At 63.5% G+C, this 17978-nt stretch carries 16 protein-coding genes; 8 read left to right on the forward strand and 8 right to left on the reverse strand.

The genetic code is table 11. The annotated features are described in order from the left end of the window. Window positions 1-4 precede the first annotated feature (4 nt). The 3 genes from V3587_RS04860 to V3587_RS04870 are packed head-to-tail and all read right to left on the reverse strand — an operon-like array spanning window position 5 to window position 4442. Entirely contained in the window at window positions 5-1477 is a 1473-nt protein-coding gene (locus tag V3587_RS04860) for a carboxylesterase/lipase family protein (RefSeq protein ID WP_099698252.1), read from the reverse strand. Continuing rightward, entirely contained in the window at window positions 1474-3003 is a 1530-nt protein-coding gene (locus V3587_RS04865; RefSeq protein ID WP_003946388.1) for a carboxylesterase/lipase family protein, read from the reverse strand. Before V3587_RS04865 ends, V3587_RS04860 begins: the two co-directional genes overlap by 4 nt. Window positions 3004-3032: 29 nt before the next feature. Next, window positions 3033-4442, reverse strand: coding sequence for a dihydrolipoyl dehydrogenase family protein (locus V3587_RS04870; RefSeq protein WP_099698260.1), 1410 nt, complete (start codon window positions 4440-4442; stop codon window positions 3033-3035). 82 nt (window positions 4443-4524) lie between these two features. Here V3587_RS04870 and V3587_RS04875 point away from each other — a divergent pair, with 82 nt between their 5' ends. Together V3587_RS04875 and V3587_RS04880 are read left to right on the forward strand one after the other, a co-directional pair. Further along, a complete protein-coding gene (locus V3587_RS04875; RefSeq protein ID WP_208690366.1) occupies window positions 4525-5277 on the forward strand; it encodes an SDR family oxidoreductase in 753 nt (250 codons plus the stop codon). Beyond that, the gene (locus tag V3587_RS04880) at window positions 5277-6599 is read left to right on the forward strand and encodes an NAD(P)/FAD-dependent oxidoreductase (protein WP_003946361.1); all 1323 of its coding nucleotides are present in this window, start codon (window positions 5277-5279) and stop codon (window positions 6597-6599) included. Before V3587_RS04875 ends, V3587_RS04880 begins: the two co-directional genes overlap by 1 nt. 3 nt (window positions 6600-6602) lie before the next feature. Here V3587_RS04880 and V3587_RS04885 read toward each other — a convergent pair whose 3' ends face one another. Next, window positions 6603-7106, reverse strand: a complete 504-nt coding sequence (locus tag V3587_RS04885) for a COG4315 family predicted lipoprotein (RefSeq protein WP_019744765.1) — start codon at window positions 7104-7106, stop codon at window positions 6603-6605. 125 nt (window positions 7107-7231) lie between these two features. On the opposite strand from V3587_RS04885, the gene V3587_RS04890 reads away from it, so the two are divergent. Genes V3587_RS04890 through V3587_RS04900 form a run of 3 tightly spaced genes read left to right on the forward strand, consistent with a single transcriptional unit; the run spans window position 7232 to window position 9339 of the window. Continuing rightward, entirely contained in the window at window positions 7232-7708 is a 477-nt protein-coding gene (locus V3587_RS04890; protein ID WP_042449048.1) for a MarR family winged helix-turn-helix transcriptional regulator, read from the forward strand. A gap of 37 nt (window positions 7709-7745) precedes the next feature. After that, complete coding sequence (locus V3587_RS04895; RefSeq protein ID WP_411742218.1) at window positions 7746-8561, forward strand: ABC transporter ATP-binding protein; 816 nt, start codon at window positions 7746-7748, stop codon at window positions 8559-8561. Beyond that, window positions 8521-9339: an ABC transporter permease gene (locus V3587_RS04900; protein WP_007727621.1), complete on the forward strand. Its 819-nt coding sequence runs from the start codon at window positions 8521-8523 to the stop codon at window positions 9337-9339. Before V3587_RS04895 ends, V3587_RS04900 begins: the two co-directional genes overlap by 41 nt. Window positions 9340-9365: 26 nt before the next feature. On the opposite strand, the gene V3587_RS04905 is transcribed toward V3587_RS04900, so the two are convergent. Beyond that, on the reverse strand, window positions 9366-9809 hold the full coding sequence (locus V3587_RS04905; protein WP_003946341.1) for a helix-turn-helix domain-containing protein: 444 nt from the start codon (window positions 9807-9809) through the stop codon (window positions 9366-9368). 551 nt (window positions 9810-10360) lie between these two features. Then, window positions 10361-10519 (reverse strand): hypothetical protein, encoded by a 159-nt coding sequence (locus V3587_RS04910; RefSeq protein ID WP_155277906.1) that lies wholly within the window; start codon window positions 10517-10519, stop codon window positions 10361-10363. Between the two features lie 210 nt (window positions 10520-10729). Between V3587_RS04910 and V3587_RS04915 the strand changes: the two genes are divergently transcribed. Next, window positions 10730-11542, forward strand: a complete 813-nt coding sequence (locus V3587_RS04915) for an FAD:protein FMN transferase (protein WP_007727618.1) — start codon at window positions 10730-10732, stop codon at window positions 11540-11542. Between the two features lies 1 nt (window position 11543). Here the strand turns inward: V3587_RS04915 and pgi are convergent, their stop codons facing one another. Beyond that, window positions 11544-13199, reverse strand: a complete 1656-nt coding sequence (pgi, locus tag V3587_RS04920; protein WP_118603670.1) for a glucose-6-phosphate isomerase — start codon at window positions 13197-13199, stop codon at window positions 11544-11546. 92 nt (window positions 13200-13291) lie between these two features. On the opposite strand from pgi, the gene V3587_RS04925 reads away from it, so the two are divergent. Beyond that, a complete protein-coding gene (locus V3587_RS04925; protein WP_007727613.1) occupies window positions 13292-14746 on the forward strand; it encodes an NAD-dependent succinate-semialdehyde dehydrogenase in 1455 nt (484 codons plus the stop codon). 74 nt (window positions 14747-14820) lie between these two features. Here V3587_RS04925 and V3587_RS04930 read toward each other — a convergent pair whose 3' ends face one another. Continuing rightward, window positions 14821-15147, reverse strand: a complete 327-nt coding sequence (locus V3587_RS04930; protein WP_003946362.1) for a chorismate mutase — start codon at window positions 15145-15147, stop codon at window positions 14821-14823. Between the two features lie 316 nt (window positions 15148-15463). Here V3587_RS04930 and pcrA point away from each other — a divergent pair, with 316 nt between their 5' ends. Next, window positions 15464-17956, forward strand: a complete 2493-nt coding sequence (pcrA, locus tag V3587_RS04935) for a DNA helicase PcrA (protein ID WP_283376177.1) — start codon at window positions 15464-15466, stop codon at window positions 17954-17956. The last annotated feature ends 22 nt before the right edge of the window (window positions 17957-17978 follow it).

Consider the following 17978-nt stretch of genomic DNA (forward strand, 5'->3'; position numbering starts at 1 on the left):
GGCTTCAGCGCCTGTGCTCGTAGCCGATCCAAGCCCGTCGACGCTCACCCATCGGGTCGTTCTCCACTCGGGACGTCTCGTCGAAGATCATTGTTTGCCGCTCCGGTACGGAGTAGGCGGGCCAATCCCGGTCCGGCACTCCGTGGCGGGCGAAATGGATCCAGTGGCGCTGCATGGTGGAGGTCACCGCAGTCAGTCCGCGGCGCCCACCGACCGCGGTCAAGGCCGCGGTGAGTGCATCCGAACGCCCGAAGACCGCAAGCAATTCGGTGGCGTGGGTAGCGCCCATGCCGACGAGTCTGAGCAGGCGAGGCGCAAAATCGTAGCGGTAACTGTAGGTAGGAGCTACCTGGCAATGACCCTGTGCGCAGAGTATCGCGGGCTCCCAGAACGTGATGTCGCCGCCGAGATCTGCGGCAGCAAACCGGTGCGGATACGTGGGATACGCCGCGAGCGCACGTGCTTTCACTTCAGGGGTGGTGTGGGAGAACATCTTCTCGATCCGAACCGGGTCGGTAGGCAAGATATCGAGAACGCGCGGGAAGATTCTTCCCTCGTGGAGATTCGAACCGACGAGCAGCGGAACGGGGTGGGCGCGTCCGGCGGCGAACACGTCGAGCGGGTGTTCGGGAAGGACGTCGTCACCCACCACGGGGGCAAATGCCCGCGTTCCGGGTTCTTCGTCCGCGCCGCGGCGCGCAAGTTCTTCGCCGGCAGCGACCAGGTCCTTCACCGAAGCGGAGCGCAGCCACGATCCCGGATCGGTATCCGGAGCCTGTGCGATCTCGAGGAACTCGCGTGCCCAACGGTGCGCTCGCTCTTTTCCGTATGCCGAAGCAGCCGGCGGGCTTTGAGCGATGGCCCGGGCGAACAGCCCTCGTGCCGCCGGCGTTGCCATCAGAGTGGTGACCGCGTTGGCGCCGGACGATTCACCGAAGACGGTGACGGCGTTCGGGTCGCCGCCGAAAGCGGCGATGTTGCGTTGGACCCACGTCATCGCGGCGATCTGATCGCGCAATCCGAGGTTCGTCTCGAATGATCTTTCCGCAGTGGAATATTCACTGAAATCGAGGTAGCCCAACGCGCCGAGACGATATTGGATCGAGACGTAGACGATGTCGCCACGTTCGACCAGGCTCGTTCCGCGGTACATGGGCGTCGACGGATTCCCGCCGTTGTACGCGCCGCCGTGAATGAAAACCATGACCGGTCGCAACGAATCCGACGGTACCTGCGGAGCCACGACATTGACGAAGAGTGAGTTCTCGTCGAAATTGCTCTTGCGCTGCGGAGACGGAGAGCCGAATGCTTCCGCCGGGCGGACACCATTCCAAGCCTCGACCGGCTGCGGTGCGCGAAATCTCCGAGGACCGGTCGGGGCCGTTGCGTAGGGGATTGCTCGCCAGGTGCGCAGTCCTCGATCGAGGCGCCCGCGTACGACCCCGGAATCGAGAGTGATCTCGAGGGGGCTCGTCACGGTAGGGAGATGTCGGTGCCGTGGCTACGGTAACCGCTGTATCCCGCCCAGGCCAAGCGTTGTTCACGTCTGGGATCGTTCTCGACGCGGACGATCTCGTCGAAGATCATGGTCCGACGCTCCTGCCCCTCGTAGCGCGGCCACGATCCGCGCGGCGAGCCGTGCTCGGCGAAGTGAAGCCAGTGTCCCTGAACAGATTCGGTGACTGCGCGCAGTCCGCGTCGACCGCCGGGAAGGGTGAGGCCGCGCCCGACAAGGGTGTCACCGATGCCGAAGACTGCAAACATCTCGAATCCGTGTGTGGCGTCGAGGCCGAGCCAGCGCATCATCGTCGGCGCGAAGTCGAATCGGTAGGCGTACGTCGGCGCCGATTGTGCGTGCGCTTGCATCAACTCCACGGACGGGTGCCAGAACGTGACGTCTCCGCCGACGTCGATCGCGGACTGCTCGTCCGGGTAGCCGGGATAGGTCGCGAGGATGCGCTTCCCGGCCTCGGGATCGGTGAGGGCAAACATGGTGTCGATGCGCGACGGGTTGGTCGGAAGTGCGTCGAGCACCTTCGGGAACAGCGTCCCCTCCCGTCTGTTGGTGCCGATGATCATCGGCACCTGGTGTGCCGATCCTTCTTTGAATGCGTCCAAGGGGGAGCGCGGCAGGAAGTCGCCGTCGACGACCGGTCCGAAGGGATGTAGTCCAGGTGTGTTCGCGAGTACCTCGGCGCCCAGTCTGCTTCCGGCTCTGCCCAATTCGACGGCTGTCGCCGAGGTCAGGGCCTTCGCGGGTGGTAGGCCGGAATTGAGGATCTCGACGAAACGCGCGCCCCAGGCATGCGATCGCTGCGTGCTCGAGACCAGATCCGGAGCCGAACTCTCGGCGATAGCGCCGGCAAAGAGTCCCTTGGCGGCCGGAGTCGCCATCAGGGTGGTGACGGCGGTGGCTCCGGCGGATTCACCGAAAATCGTGACTTTTTCAGGATCCCCACCGAAGGCGGCGATGTTGCGTTGCACCCACTGCAGGGCCGCGACCTGATCGCGCAGTCCGAGGTTGGAGTCGAATACGCGCTCGGATGTGGAGAACGGGGTGAAATCGAGGTAGCCCAGAGCGCCGAGCCGGTAGTTGATCGAGACGTAGACGACGTCGCCGCGTTCGACGAGGGACACGCCCGAGTACAAGCCGGTGGCCGAGGTCCCGATGGTGTTTGCCCCACCGTGGATAAAAACCATGACGGGACGCGGAGTATTGCCGGTGTTCGCGGGGGCGAGCACGTTGAGCGTCAGGCAGTCCTCGCTGCTCGGCTGGTACTTCCCGGGCGCGAGCAACAGCCCCTTCTTGTGTTGGACAGACGCGTCGCCGAACCTGGTCGCGTCGCGTTCTCCGGTCCACGGCGTGACCGGCTGGGGTCGCGTCAGACGCAGTGTTCCGACCGGCGGCCGGGCGTAGGGAATTCCGCGCCAGGCACGAAGTTTTCCCACCCGGCGGCCGCGCAGGGTGCCGTCGGCCGTGGTCACAAGTATGTCGGACGCCATGTCGCGACTATACGTACTTCGGGAGCGCGTCAGCGGCGAGCCTCCAGCAATCGAAGCCAGACTTCACTGACCGTCGGATACGAGGGCACCGCATGCCAGAGAGTTTCCAGTGGTACGGCGCCGACGACCGCGATTGTCGCCGCATGCACCAGCTCGGATACTTCGGGCCCGGCGAAGGTAGCGCCGAGGATCACGTCGGTGGCCTTGTCGATCACCAACTTCGCGCGCCCCGAGTAGTCGTCGCGCAGCAGCGAAGATCCCGCGACGGCGAGTTCGATCTCCACGACTTCGACGTCGTAGCCGTCGTCGCGAGCTTTCTTCTCGGTGCGTCCCACCCAGGCGATTTCGGGTGAGGTGAACACCACCTGGGGGACCTGTCCGTTGTCCGCCGACGCCGTGTACCGAGGTCCACTGAGCCCGCGACTCTCGGCCCGCGCGGCGATGACGTCTCCGCAGACTCTCGCCTGATACTTGCCCATGTGGGTGAGGGGAGAACGACCGTTGATGTCGCCGACTGCGTAGAGCCATTCACCTTGGGCGCAGAGGTGATCGTCGGTCGTGACGTACTTGCCGTCCTCGAGGCCGATGACGGACAAGCCGAGATCGGCTGATGTCGGGCCGCGGCCCGCCGCGACGATGACCTCGTCGACTTCGATCACGCCGGACGATGTCTCGATGCTGACGGGTCCACCGTGGATGTGACCTTCGCCGGTGTCCTTGGCATCGGGGCGTGACACCGAATTGACGGCAGAGCTCAGTCGAACGTCCACACCGCGGGCGCCGAGTGCTTCGGCCACCATCGTTCCGGCAAACGGTTCTGCTGATTTCAACAGAGCATCGCCCCTCACGAGCAACGTCACGTGAGCGCCGAACGACGACAACCACGTTGCGCACTCCGTTGCGACCACTCCGCCGCCGATGACCGCCACTCGCGACGGAACCTCGTGCATGTTGGTGGCGTCGCGCGAGGTCCACGGGAGTGCCTCGCGCAATCCCGGTGTCTTCGGGACGGTGGCGGTCGTTCCCGTGGCGAGTACGACGGCCTGGCGGGCACGGAGCTTACGGGTCCCGTCGACGGTCACTGCTCGCTCGCCGTCGATGACCCCGTGGCCTTTAATCACGGTGATGCCCGCGGAGGTTGCCCAGTCGACCTGGGACGAGTCGTCGTGGTTGTGGGTGAACGAGTCGCGCCGTTTCAGAACGGCATCGACGTCCAGCGGTCCGGCCGGGATCCCGGGCAAGGCGTCGGCCGCCTCGAGGACCTGCCCCGGGCGCAGTAGTGCCTTGCTGGGCATACAGGCCCAATACGAGCATTCACCGCCGACCAGTTCGTGTTCCACGATTGCGGCGGTGCGATTACTTCCGGCGATGGCGTATGCGGCGGCGTTCTCGCCGGCGGGTCCACCGCCGATCACGATGACATCGAATTCGTCGGTCATTGCTCCACGGTATGCCGGATCGGTCCGAGTTCGCTCGGTTACCGCCGGGTACGAGAACTCGATGATGGTTACAGTTGCACCCATGACGCGGCAGAAGATTTTGATCACCGGTGCCAGTTCGGGTCTGGGTGAGGAGATGGCCAGGAGATTCGCCGCGGTCGGTCGCGACCTCGCGTTGTGTGCCCGGCGGACGGATCGTCTCGACACGCTGCGTGGGGAGCTGGTGGCGCAGTACCCGTCGATCAGCGTCGCAGTGCGCGAACTCGATGTGACCGAACACGATTCCGTCGTCCGGGTTTTCGGTGAGCTACGCGACGAGCTGGGTGGTCTGGATCGGGTGATCGTGAACGCCGGGCTCGGCAAGGGCGCCAAGATCGGAACCGGAAAAGCGCACGCGAATCTTGCAACAGCGCAGACGAATTTTGTCGGCGCGCTGTCGCAGTGTGAAGCTGCGCTCGAGATCTTCCGCGCGCAGGACTCCGGACACCTGGTTCTCGTGTCCTCGATAAGCGCGGATCGGGGGCTACCCGGGCCAAAAGCGGCCTATTCGGCGAGCAAGGCGGGAGTAGCGGCGCTGGGTGAGGCGCTCAGTATCGAGTTGGCGCGCACACCTATTCGGGTCACCACGCTGCTGCCGGGCTTCATCAAGACCGACATGTCCGCCGGCGCCGGCGACGACGCTGCGCTCATGGCCAGTCTGGACGAAGGCGTCAGTGCCATGGTCGACGCTATCGAGAAGGAAACCACCCGAGCGGCGCTACCCGGCCTCAAGTGGCAAGGGATAGATGCGGCCCTACGATTCCTGCCCAACTCCGTGACAGCGAGGTTTGTCTGATGAGCATCCACATCTCGAACGGTAAGCCCCGGGTAGTGATCGTCGGTGGCGGCTTCGGTGGACTGTATGCAGCGAGACGACTCAAGAAGGCTGACGTCGAGGTGGTTCTGATCGACCGAGGGACCAGCCACGTCTTCCAGCCCCTGCTCTACCAGTGCGCCACGGGTCTGCTCTCCGAAGGGCAGATCGCAAGTCCGCTGCGACATCTGCTCGAGGACAACAAGAACACGAACGTCGTTCTGGGCGAGGCCAAGTCGGTGGACGCCGACGCCGGGATACTGACTGCCAGTCGCTTCGACGGGTCGACCTTCGAATTGCCGTACGACTACCTGATCGTGGCGGCTGGAATGCGCCAGTCCTACCACGGCCAGGACGAGTTCATCAAATGGGCGCCCGGCATGAAAACCCTCGACGACGCTTTGGCGATCAGGCGCAGTCTCATTGCTGCGTTCGAGATGGCCGAATCGCTCCCGACTGCGGAAGAACGTCGACCGTGGCTGACATTCGCCGTGGCGGGCGGCGGACCCACCGGCGTCGAATTAGCCGGACAGATCCGCGAATTGGCGATGCACGCGCTCACCAACGAGTTCCGGTCCATCGACCCTGACGAGGCAAGGGTACTGCTCTTCCACGGCGACGATCGGGTGCTCCCTTCGTTCAGTCGCAAGCTCTCGGCCGCCGCCAAACGTACTCTCGACGGGATCGGCGTCGAGACTCACCTCGGCGTGCACGTCACCGACGTGTGCGAGACCAGCATCGAGACGACGGACAAGAAGACAAAAGAGAAGCGGCAGTACGAGACCCGCACGATTTTGTGGACCGCGGGCGTCGAAGCGGTGCCGTTCGCCGAGGCACTGGCCACGGCGCTGGGTGTGAAGCAGGTCGGCGGTGGCCGCATCGAGGTGGAAGCCGATCTGACCGTTCCCGGCCACCCGAACGTCTACGTGGTGGGCGACCTCATGTCCCGGGACAAACTTGCCGGGGTGGCCGAGGTTGCGATGCAGGGTGGTCGGCACGCCGGTGCCCGGATCGCGGCAACCGTCGAAAACGGCGTGCCCAGCCGAAAACCATTCAAGTACCGCGATCTTGGAACCGCGGCCTACATTTCGCGACGCCACGCGTTGCTTCAGGCAGGGCCGGTCCAGTTGTCCGGGTTCATCGGGTGGGTGTCCTGGGGAATCATCCACATCGCATTCCTCGCCGGTTTCCGCAACCGCGCCAGCACGGTGCTCAACTGGGGCGCAACCTTGGCGTCGAAAACGCGTCGGGAACGGGCAATCACGTACGGCGACCCCGAAACCGCTCGGCAGCCGTACAACTGAGGGCTACTCGGTCTTGAACACAGGGTTGCCGGCGGCGTCGATCATCCACCACAGGCTGCCGACGCTCTGTCCGAGCATGTCGCCGGGAACCTTGTCGTCGAGGTACCGATAGACGGGCTTGCCGTTGACGGTGATCTGGAAAGATCCTTCAGGCCCGTCGACAGTGTCGATGACGGCGTCGATTCCTTCGACGATGGGTGAATCGGTCACCGAGGTGACCGCCGGCCAGTAACGCAGGCACGCTTCGTCGCACGACCCGGCTTGTGAGTTCTCCTCGTCCGGGTTGTAGACGTAGACGGTCATGCCTTCGCCGTCGACGGCGATCGTCCCGAGTGGGGAGTCGGCGGTCTTCAGCAGGGGTGCATCAGCGGCGGCGGGTGGCGACAGCGACGTCGCAATGGCAGTGACGTTGTCTGCGCTGTCCCCGGAATCGAGGGCGTCGGGCGAGCAACCGGTGAGGATCAGGGCGCTACTCGCAACCGTCGCGAACAACCACTGTCTGCGCATGACGTCTCCGTTCTGGGCGGGAGTGCTCGGGACAAAGCAATCGGGGATACCCGTTGCGGACGAGCTGAAAACGCCGGGCGTCCGGATTCCTCGACAATAGCTCTGTTACAGAGCTATTGTGAGGTATGGATGAAATCGGAGCAGATCACAGGCTTTCGGATGACGTCCTGGAGACGCTCGGACAATTGCGCCGGGGCACGAGGAAGGCGTCGGGGCGGCCGTTTGCGGAACGACCGCTCGCCGGCGCCCAGATCGAACTCGTCAGGCTGCTACGGCGCAACCCGGGTCTGTCGGTGGCCGAGGCCGCCGGGCGATTGGGTGTCGCGGCAAACACGGTGTCCACCTTGGTGCGGCAGCTCGTCGACGAGGGAGTGATCGAACGCGTTGCCGACGAGGCCGACCGCCGCGTCGCGCGATTGGTGCTCGCGGACGAGGCGCGCGCCCGCGTCGAGGTGTGGCGTGATCGCCGGAGTGTGATTGTCGGTCAGGCATTGTCGACTCTGACCGCAGAGGACAGGGCAAGTATCGAGGCTGCTCTACCGGCCCTGTCTCGATTGGCGAGCGCTCTGGCAGCAGCCGGATCGGAAGGCGGGGGGCAGTGAGATGCTGACGCAGTGGTGGAGGAGCCGAGCAGTACACATGCCTGACCCTGACGCACCCGCGGTCGAGATCGACTCGGTCACATACAAGTTCGGCGGTCATCGGGCGGTGGACAACCTGAGTCTGGTCGTCAACGCGGGGGAATGCTTCGGCCTGCTCGGTCCCAACGGTGCAGGAAAGACGACGACGATCAGGTTGCTCAACACGTTACTTCCTCTGCAAGAGGGTGACATTCGAATTCTCGGTCGCTCCGTTCGCAGCGAAGTGATGACCATTCGGCGCTACCTCGGGTACGTGCCACAACAGCTCTCGATCGAAAGCGCATTGACCGCACGCGAGAACGTGACCTGGTTCGCGCGACTGTACGACGTTCCGCGGTCCGAACGACGCGAGCGCGTCGACCAAGCGCTCGAGATGGTGGATCTGCTCGATTCAGGTGAGCGTCTCGCGTCGAGCTTCTCCGGCGGTATGGTGCGACGGCTCGAACTTGCGCAGGCACTGGTGAACCGACCGTCGCTGCTGGTGCTCGACGAACCGACGGTGGGGTTGGATCCCATTGCCCGCGAATCCGTCTGGAAGCGAGTGGCGGAGATGCAGAAGCGATACGGCATGACCGTCCTGCTCACGACGCACTACATGGAAGAAGCCGAGGAGTTGTGTGATCGTGTTGCGTTGATGCATCACGGTGAACTTCGTGCAGTGGGCGAGCCGAGCGCGTTGGCCGCCGAACTGGGGCCGGAGGCCACTCTCGAAGACGTATTCCGTCACTACACCGGCGACGACCTCACCGGCGGCAAGTCAGGAGGTCTCCACGATGTCCGCAGTGCCCGTCGCACAGCGCGCCGCTTGGGCTGATCCCACTACCAACAGTCTTGCTCGATTGCTCTCGAGAATTTACACATTCTGCCTCGTGGAAGTTCAGAAGTTGCGGCACGACCGATCTGAATTGGTCACGCGCGCAATCCAGCCGATCCTCTGGTTGGTGATCTTCGGTCAGACGTTCAGTCATATCCGAGCGATCCCGACTGGCGACGTACCGTATCTCGACTTTCTCGCGCCGGGCATCATTGCGCAGTCCGCGCTTTTTGTTGCGATCTTCTACGGAATCCAGATCATCTGGGAGCGTGACGCGGGAGTCCTCACCAAACTCATGGTGACGCCGACGCCACGAGCCGCGCTGGTCACCGGAAAGGCATTTGCAGCCGGTATCCGTGCGGTCGCCCAGGCCGTGGTCGTAGTCGTTGTAGCGGCGCTGCTGGGCGTGAGCATGACGTGGAACCCGATCAAGCTGCTCGGCGTCGTGGCTGTCGTTGTCCTCGGCTCGGCGTTCTTCGCCTGTCTGTCGGTTGCGATCGCGGGGATCGTGCTCAAACGAGATCGATTGATGGGCATCGGCCAGGCGATCACCATGCCGTTGTTCTTCGCGTCCAACGCTCTGTACCCGGTCGAACTCATGCCGACGTGGGTTCAGTGGCTCAGTCGCATCAATCCGCTGAGTTACGAGGTGTCAGCGCTGCGCGGTCTGCTGATCGGAATGCCGACCGACTACCTCGTCGACTTCGGCGTGCTGATCGGGGCCGCGCTGCTCGGAATCATCACAGCTTCGGCACTATTGGGCCGCTTGACTCGCTGATCTGACTCGCTGAACTTCGCTCCGGACTAGTCGCGAGTGAACGGTGGGGTGTAGGTGCTGCAATCCGGAGGGACGGCCGGGAGTCCTTCGGACGAGCGAAGTTTCTCCGCAATCGATGAGAGCAAGTCCTGCGATTCAGGGGAGAGATCGACCGCTTTTATGGCCAGAGAACGTAATTCGCTGTCGTGGAACTCCTCGACAACCGAACGGTCTTCTTCCGGAATCAGTTCGGGATCTTGGCGAGGTGTCGGGCCGAAGAAGTACTCTGCTGCTACGCCGAAGTAATCGGCCAATGCCAAAACGACTTGCTCCGATGGATTCGTGCGCACACCGCTCCGGAGTTGCGAGAGGTACGGTGTCGAAATCTTGCATCCACGTTGCGAAAGGGCTTCCACAACTTGTGCGTTGGTGAGTCTCGGTGCTGTGGCCGGGTACAAGGCGTTCAAACGGTCCTTGAATGAATCGGTCACAATTCCTCCCTCGAGCGTGACCCAGCGTCACAGCTACTTCGCAGTTTTCACATAGTAGACGACACGGTTATTCTGGACTCTGGTCGAAAGTCCTTTCACCTGCGGATATTTGGCGCAGAAAAATTCCAAAGACTTTGTAAAGTATGTGATTTTCGCCGCGTACTGACCGTTCGTTTTGCCAAGGTGTACGGCGGTAGCGTATAAGCCGAACGGTGGTGGTTACGCCATTGTGCTGCAGGTTCTTTCAGCCGGTCCTATCCATTTTGTGTCGATGCATTCCTGCTCGGTCTGTAACGTGCGAAGCGCTGCCGCCGGGCACCGGGCGTCGTCGTGCCGGCGGTTGGCGCGCCGCGTGTTCGGGACTTCTTCTCGGTGCTCTGCTCGACGCTCGCGCGCAGTGGTGGGCCCGTATTTTGCTGCACTCGAGAGTGAGCGCTCAGGTGTGTCCACCTGCGAAAGTGACGCGCATTGAAGCGGCCGATTGGTATGTCATCGACGTTGGAACACAGTGCTTCTCGTCGGTCCCCATTTTTCATGCGGTGACATAAGGTTCATGCGGTGACATCAGCGCCGCCCGGGCGTGTTGCTGCGGCGGACCGGGCTCGAAGCGCAGCCGGTCGGCCGGACATGTCGAGCGTCGACTCTGCGTCTTTCGGATCGGAATTGCCCGCTGCGCCAGTAGTAGTCGACGTCGTCGCAGTCAGGTGCATGTCAGAACCATGTGGAGGATTACACGTCTTGCACACGGAGGGCGACAGTCCGGGCGGCAATTCTGTCGCACAGATCTACCATCCAGTCCCCGCCGTGCGCTGCTCAACCTGCGGCATGTGTGCCTCGGCCTCGGAAGCGCTTTATGGCACGGGGGTTGCTGACCGGCGCATACTGGTTACAACACAGTGTGTTCGAAGGGCAGGACTGACATGGTCAGTGTCGAGAAGTGGGCGATGTGGGATTCCGCCGTGGAGGTGGACGTCACCGAGGGCGCTGCGCTGCCTACTGCGCACGCGTTGATCGCAGCTGCCATCGACGAAACCGAAGCGGTCTGCGACCTTCGCCGGGGAGACGCCGAGATTCACGCCGTCAACCTCGCTCAGGGAACTCCGGTCAAAGTGACACGACGTATGTCGGCTCTGCTGCGGTCGGCGCTGTGGGCTGCCCGTATGACCGGCGGTGCAGTCAATCCGCTTGCCGACAACTACTCCGAGGACGAATCCATCCCTCCGGTGCACCCGACCCCGACGTTCGAGGACGTACAGCTCGACGGAGACGTGGTGTACGCGCCCTGGGGTGCGTCGTTCGACATCACCGGAGTTGCCAAGGCCGACACCGTCGATCGCGCCGCGCAGATCGTCGCCGCCGAATTACAATGCGGCGTTGCTGTGCGGATCGGCGACGTGATCGCCACGGCCGGCCATGCACCGGCTGGTGGCTGGCAGATTCCGGTGCCGGACAGCGAAGAAGTCGAACTGATCAACGGAACCGCGATGGCGACGGCGCGGGCGCTGGAGCTGCCCTCCTGGGAGCCGAACCAGGAGCGGCCCTCCACGGAATGGGCACAGGTCTCGGTGATTGCTGACGACGCGGTGTGGGCGTACGCCGCGAGCGAAGCTGCGTTGATCCGGGGGATAAGCGCCATCAAATGGGTTGAACAGCAAGAGCTTCGGGCTCGGCTCGTCGACCGATCCGGACGCGTGTACACAACGGAAAGTTGGTTCGGCCCGGCGGCCGCGTGAGTCAGGCCCGTCCGCGCTCTCTGCGGTACCACTGCACCAGAGCATCTGTGGATGTGTCGCCGAGGTCGCCGGGTGTTGCTTCGGAAGAGAGCGCAGGCCCCAGTTCCATGGCTTGTGTCTTGCCGAGTTCGACGCCCCACTGATCGAACGGATTGACACCCCAGACAGCACCTTCGACAAATACCTGGTGCTCGTAAAGTGCGATCAGCTGACCGACGACCGAGGGGGTCAGCTCCTTCGCCAAGATAGTGCTCGACGGTCGGTTGCCTGGCATCACCTTGTGTGGCACCAGCTCCGGAGCAGTGCCCTCTGACGCGATTTCTTCGGCAGTCTTGCCGAACGCGAGAACCTTTGTCTGAGCGAAGAAGTTACTCATGAGCAGATCGTGCATTGATCCCGTGCCGTCCGCAGTAGGCAGATCGTCGGTGGATTCCGCGAACCCGATGAAATCGGCAGGCACCAGCCAGGTGCCCTGATGCAGGAGTTGGTAGAAGGCGTGTTGGCCGTTGGTTCCGGGCTCGCCCCAGAAGATCTCACCGGTGGACGTGGTCACCGGTGAGCCGTCGGCGCGAACCGATTTGCCGTTGGATTCCATGGTCAGCTGCTGCAGGTAGGCGGGAAAGCGCAGCAAGTCGTTGGAGTAGGGCAGCACTGCGCGGGACTGTGCGCCGAAGAAGTTGGAATACCAGAGCCCGATGAGGCCGAGGAGGACCGGCGCGTTCTGCTCGAGCGGTTGGTTTCGGAAGTGCGTGTCGATCTGGTGGAAACCGTCGAGGAACTCCGCAAAGCGAACGGGTCCGACGGCACACATGACCGACAAGCCGATCGCCGAGTCGACGGAGTAGCGCCCGCCGACCCAATCCCAGAACCCGAACATGTTCGCGGTGTCGATGCCGAACTCCGCCACACGGTCACCGTGGGTGGAGACTGCGACGAAATGCTTGGCTACGGCCGAGACGTCTTCGCTGCCCAGACCGGCGAACAGCCAACGCTTTGCCGCTGTCGCGTTGGTGAGGGTCTCGAGGGTGGAGAACGTCTTGGATGCGACGATGAAGAGCGTCGTCTCCGGATCGAGGTCGTCGAGCTGCCCGACAAGGTCGACAGGGTCGATGTTGGAGACGAACCGGACGCTGATTCCGGCGTCGGCGTAATGCCGTAGTGCGCGGTAGACCATCACCGGCCCGAGGTCGGAACCGCCGATGCCGATGTTGACGATGGTGCGGATGCGCTTGCCGGTAGCTCCGGTCCACTCGCCGCTGCGCACACGATCGGCAAAAGCGCCCATCGCGTCCAGAACTTCGTGAACGTCCGCGACGACGTCTTGACCGTCGACGGTCAGAGCAGAATCCTTGGGCAGACGCAGCGCTGTGTGCAGTACGGCGCGGTCTTCGGAAGTGTTGATGTGATCGCCCGCGAACATCGCGTCGCGTCGTGCCTCGACGCCGGCCTCGCGGGCCAGGTCGACGAGCAGCGCGAGAGTCTCGCGGCTGACGCGATGCTTGCTGTAGTCGATGTGAAGATCACCGGCGTCGATCGTCAGCTCTCGCCCGCGGGCTGGATCGTCCTGGAAGAGTTCTCGCAGGTGAACGCCTTCGATGTCGGCGTAATGAGCGCGCAGTTTCTGCCAGGCTGAGGTTCCGGTGATGTCAGTGCTCACGATCATCGACTTTAGTGGCACAAGCTGGAAACTTCCGCGTGAGTCTCGCTCGCGGGCAGACGGACGCGGCTCCGACGAGCATCATGGAACCCATGGACACATTCGAATTCATTCGATCAGTTCCCACCCAGTTGTTCGTCGGCGGTCGGTTCGTGCCCGCGGAGAACAACGCGACCTTCCCGGTGGCGGATCCGGCGACCGGGAAATCGTTGACCGATGTCGCCGATGCGAGCCCCGCGGACGCGCTGCGCGCTCTCGACGAAGCCGTCGCCGTCTCGTCGAAGTGGGCGAGCACACCTGCGCGCGAGCGTGGTGAAATCCTGCGAGCCGTCTTCGAGAAGATCACCGAGCGAGCCGAGGACGTGGCGCTGCTGATGACCCTCGAAATGGGCAAGGCACTCGCCGAAAGTCGCGCCGAGGTGAAGTACGGGGCGGAGTTCTTCCGGTGGTTCAGCGAGGAGGCCGTTCGCATCGGCGGGCGCTACACGCCGGCGCCGGCGGGCAACGGCCGGATCCTTGTCACCAAGGCGCCGGTCGGACCGTGTCTGGCCATCACTCCCTGGAATTTCCCGTTGGCGATGGGTACCCGCAAGATCGGCCCGGCGTTGGCCGCCGGCTGCACGATCATCGTCAAGCCCGCCTCGGAGACCCCGTTGACGATGTTGTTGCTTGCTCAGCTCATGGCCGAAGCCGGGTTGCCCGACGGAGTCCTCTCGGTGTTGCCGACATCGAAATCCGGTGAAGTGACCGGCCCTCTCATCGACGACCCTCGACTGCGCAAGCTCACCTTCACCGGGTCCACCGGCGTCGGCAAGATGCTGGTGGAGAAGTCCGCGAAGCGATTGCTCCGCACGTCGATGGAATTGGGTGGCAACGCACCCTTCGTGGTGTTCGACGACGCGGACGTCGACAAGGCAGTCGAGGGCGCGGTACTGGCGAAGCTTCGCAACGGTGGCGAAGCATGCACCGCCGCCAACCGGTTCCACGTCGCCAACGCCGTGCGTGAAGAGTTCACGACCAAGCTGACCGAGAAGATGGCGACTTTCACGATGGGACCCGGTACCGACCCGGAGACGAAGCTCGGGCCGCTGATCAACCAGAACCAACTCGACACGGTCGCGGAGTTGGTTGCAGATGCGGTGGATGCCGGGGCGAAGGTGCGACTGGGCGGCGAAGCGCCGGGTGGTGAAGGGTACTTCTATCCAGCCACGGTGTTGGCAGACGTTCCGGCCAGCGCGCGGATTCTGAAAGAAGAGGTGTTCGGACCCGTCGCCGCGATCACCGGCTTCGACACCGAAGCCGAGGGAATCGCAGCCGCCAACGACACCGAGTTCGGACTGGCCGCGTACATCTTCACGAGGGATCTCGACCGTGCGCTTCGGGTTTCCGACGCACTGGAATCAGGAATGATCGGCGTCAACCGCGGAGTGATCTCGGACGCGGCAGCGCCGTTCGGTGGCGTGAAGGAATCCGGATTCGGCCGCGAGGGCGGGACCGAGGGGATCGAGGAATACCTGAACACGAAGTACATCGCGCTCGAGAGCTGATACACACGCGAACGGCCACATCGGGACTGCCAGAGGCATCCGATGTGGCCGTTCGCAAGTGATCTGGGTGTGCGCTAGTGGCCCAGGCGTCCGCGGCCCAGGCGCAGGAGCAGCATCGCGAGAGTGTGGCCTTCCTGGCCCAGCTCGTTGAATCGTTCTAGGACCTTCATCTCGCGGCTGTGCACCAGACGCGGACCACCCGATGCCATCCGGGTACGGCCGATGATCTGGGAGACCTCGGAGCGGCGTTTGATGGCCGCGAGGATCTCGGCGTCGAGACGGTCGATTTCTTTCCGTAGTTCGTCGATCTCCGCCTCACTCTGGGGGATCTCGACGTCTGTCGGAGCAGTTTTTACAGTATCGACAGTATTTCCATGGGGGGCTGCAGCCTGGGTGCTCATTGCTATTCGTCTCCTCTTCCTACTGCGTGGATCGTGGTCTCGGCTCGGGTCGTTACCGATCCAGGCACACTGACGAAAATGCCCCGGATCCGATTCGGACCAGGGGCGGGTGAGCTGTTCAGATCACGTGCACCGAGGTCCGGGGCACGTAAAGTAACGCCACAGCGGGCCGACGGGGTCGGCCGTGTTGTCGCGAACGGAAATGCTGAACATAGCGTCCAGTTTGCCATGCTCGACACAGGTAATCCAAGTGCCTCTACCAGCAGGTGGACGCACTGACGACCGTGTCGGTGGACGCCGGTAGCGTGGACAGGCGATGAACACGTACCCAGCACTCGGTGAGCACGACGGACATTCCCAGCACGACGGGGGCGGCGCGCGGGGACACGACGCGGGTTCGGACGCCCTCCTCGAGGGTCTCAACCCGCAACAGCGCGAGGCCGTGGTCCATGCCGGTTCGTCGTTGCTGATAGTCGCGGGCGCCGGCTCGGGCAAGACTGCAGTGCTGACGCGTCGCATCGCCTATCTGTTGGCCGAACGGGGTGTCACCCCCGGTCAGATCCTGGCCATCACGTTCACCAACAAGGCTGCGGCCGAGATGCGCGAGCGTGTGGCAGCTCTTGTCGGACCGCGTGCCAACGCCATGTGGGTATCGACGTTCCACTCCAGTTGCGTGCGGATCCTGCGAGCACAGGCGGCGCTCCTGCCCGGTTTGAACTCGAATTTCTCGATCTACGATTCCGACGATTCGCGTCGACTGCTGACGATGATCTCGAAGGACCTCGAGCTCGACACCAAACGATTCTCCGCGCGCCTTCTCGCCACTCACATCTCCAACCTGAAGAACGAACTCGTCGGACCGGAAGAGGCGGTTGTCGCAGCCGATCAGGATCCGGCCGAACTTCCGCGACTGATCGCCAAGGTCTACGGCCACTACCAACAGCGGCTGCGTGCGGCGAACGCACTCGACTTCGACGATCTCATCGGTGAGACCGTCGCGCTTCTTCAGGCGTTTCCACAGATCGCCGAGTACTACCGCCGCCGCTTCCGTCACGTGCTCGTCGACGAGTACCAGGACACCAACCACGCGCAATACATGCTTGTGCGTGAACTGGTCGGTGGAGCCGGCGAGTCCGACCACGCCGTTGCCCCGGCCGAACTGTGCGTCGTCGGTGACGCCGATCAGTCGATCTACGCATTCCGCGGAGCCACTATCCGCAACATCGAAGAGTTCGAACGCGACTACCCGGATGCTCGGACCATCCTTCTCGAACAGAACTACCGTTCGACGCAGAACATTCTGTCTGCGGCCAACTCCGTGATTTCCAAGAACACCGGTCGACGAGAAAAGCGTCTGTGGACCGATTCGGGTGAAGGCGAACTGATCGTCGGCTACGTTGCAGACAACGAGCACGACGAAGCATCGTTTGTCGCCTCGGAGATCGATCGGCTGGTGGACCAGGGCGAGACCAAGTTCGCCGACATCGCGGTGTTCTACCGGACCAACAACTCCTCGCGCGCGCTCGAGGAGATCTTCATTCGACTCGGAGTGCCGTACAAGGTGGTCGGCGGCGTTCGCTTCTACGAGCGCAAGGAAGTTCGGGACATCGTCGCGTATCTGCGCGTCCTCGCCAACGAGGACGACACCGTGAGCCTGCGACGCATTCTCAACACGCCCCGACGCGGTATCGGTGATCGAGCCGAAGCCTGCGTCGCCGTGCACTCCGAGCATCGCAACATCAGCTTCGCCGCCGCTCTCCGTGACGGCGCGGAAGGCAAAGTGGCGCTGCTCAATACGCGGTCACAGAAGGCCATCGCGTCGTTCCTCGAGATGATGGACGGGCTGCGGGCCCTGCTACCGACAGCGGCCGCCGACGAGGACGAACCGTTCGAGCTCGGTGACATCGGTGAGGTTGCCGAGGCGGTGCTCGAGCGCACCGGCTACCGCGCCGAGCTTGCGGCGAGCAGCGATCCGCAGGATGGCGCGCGACTCGACAACTTGAACGAACTCGTCAGCGTGGCAAGGGAATTCAGTTCCGACGCGCGAAACGCGGCCGGGCTGATCGATCCGGACGACGAGGAAACCGCAGCAATGCGTGAAGGTGAACCCGATCCGGGTTCGCTTGCCGCCTTCCTCGAACGGGTATCGCTTGTCGCCGACGCCGATCAACTGCCGGACTCCGACGACGGCGTCGTGACCATGATGACGCTTCACACCGCCAAGGGCCTCGAGTTCCCGGTCGTCTTCGTCACCGGTTGGGAGGACGGGCAGTTCCCGCACATGCGCGCCCTCGGCGATCCGGCGGAGCTGTCCGAAGAGCGTCGACTTGCTTACGTCGGCATCACCCGTGCCAGGCAGCGCCTGTACCTGACGCGCGCGATCATGCGTTCGGCGTGGGGGCAACCGATCCAGAACCCGGCGTCGCGGTTCATCCAGGAGATCCCGGAGGACCTGATCAACTGGCGCCGTGAGGATCCGGGCACCGGTGGCGGATTCGGAAGCGGCAGGCCGGGTTACGGCAGCGGAAGCCGCTACGGCAGCCAGGGCGGCCAGGGATACGGCGGCGGGCAGAACTACGGGGGAGGGTCCGGCAAGGCCGCGTCGACTCCCAGTTTCGGTGCCGCGCGTGGCCGCAACAACGTTCTGGTCCTCGCCACGGGTGACCGCGTCAGTCACGACAAGTACGGTCTGGGCACCGTGTTGGAAACCAAGGGCACTGGCCCCACCGCGACGGTCACCATCGACTTCGGTAGCGCGGGCAAGGTGCGGTTGATGCTCATCGGCGGTGTGCCGATGGTCAAGCTGTAGAAGACAGGCAAAAACTTCCGGC

Source organism: Rhodococcus sp. IEGM 1306, assembly GCF_036541985.1.
Taxonomy (GTDB): domain Bacteria; phylum Actinomycetota; class Actinomycetes; order Mycobacteriales; family Mycobacteriaceae; genus Rhodococcus_F; species Rhodococcus_F qingshengii.

Bases quoted from the DNA above. Each gene is read 5' to 3' on its own strand.
- V3587_RS04865 (WP_003946388.1), bottom strand. From the start codon at position 3,003: ATGGCGTCCGACATACTTGTGACCACGGCCGACGGCACCCTGCGCGGC.
- V3587_RS04870 (WP_099698260.1), bottom strand. From the start codon at position 4,442: ATGACCGACGAATTCGATGTCATCGTGATCGGCGGTGGACCCGCCGGC.
- V3587_RS04875 (WP_208690366.1), top strand. From the start codon at position 4,525: ATGACGCGGCAGAAGATTTTGATCACCGGTGCCAGTTCGGGTCTGGGT.
- V3587_RS04880 (WP_003946361.1), top strand. From the start codon at position 5,277: ATGAGCATCCACATCTCGAACGGTAAGCCCCGGGTAGTGATCGTCGGT.
- V3587_RS04885 (WP_019744765.1), bottom strand. From the start codon at position 7,106: ATGCGCAGACAGTGGTTGTTCGCGACGGTTGCGAGTAGCGCCCTGATC.
- V3587_RS04890 (WP_042449048.1), top strand. From the start codon at position 7,232: ATGGATGAAATCGGAGCAGATCACAGGCTTTCGGATGACGTCCTGGAG.
- V3587_RS04895 (WP_411742218.1), top strand. From the start codon at position 7,746: ATGCCTGACCCTGACGCACCCGCGGTCGAGATCGACTCGGTCACATAC.
- V3587_RS04900 (WP_007727621.1), top strand. From the start codon at position 8,521: ATGTCCGCAGTGCCCGTCGCACAGCGCGCCGCTTGGGCTGATCCCACT.
- V3587_RS04910 (WP_155277906.1), bottom strand. From the start codon at position 10,519: ATGCACCTGACTGCGACGACGTCGACTACTACTGGCGCAGCGGGCAAT.
- V3587_RS04915 (WP_007727618.1), top strand. From the start codon at position 10,730: ATGGTCAGTGTCGAGAAGTGGGCGATGTGGGATTCCGCCGTGGAGGTG.
- V3587_RS04925 (WP_007727613.1), top strand. From the start codon at position 13,292: ATGGACACATTCGAATTCATTCGATCAGTTCCCACCCAGTTGTTCGTC.
- V3587_RS04930 (WP_003946362.1), bottom strand. From the start codon at position 15,147: ATGAGCACCCAGGCTGCAGCCCCCCATGGAAATACTGTCGATACTGTA.
- pcrA (WP_283376177.1), top strand. From the start codon at position 15,464: ATGAACACGTACCCAGCACTCGGTGAGCACGACGGACATTCCCAGCAC.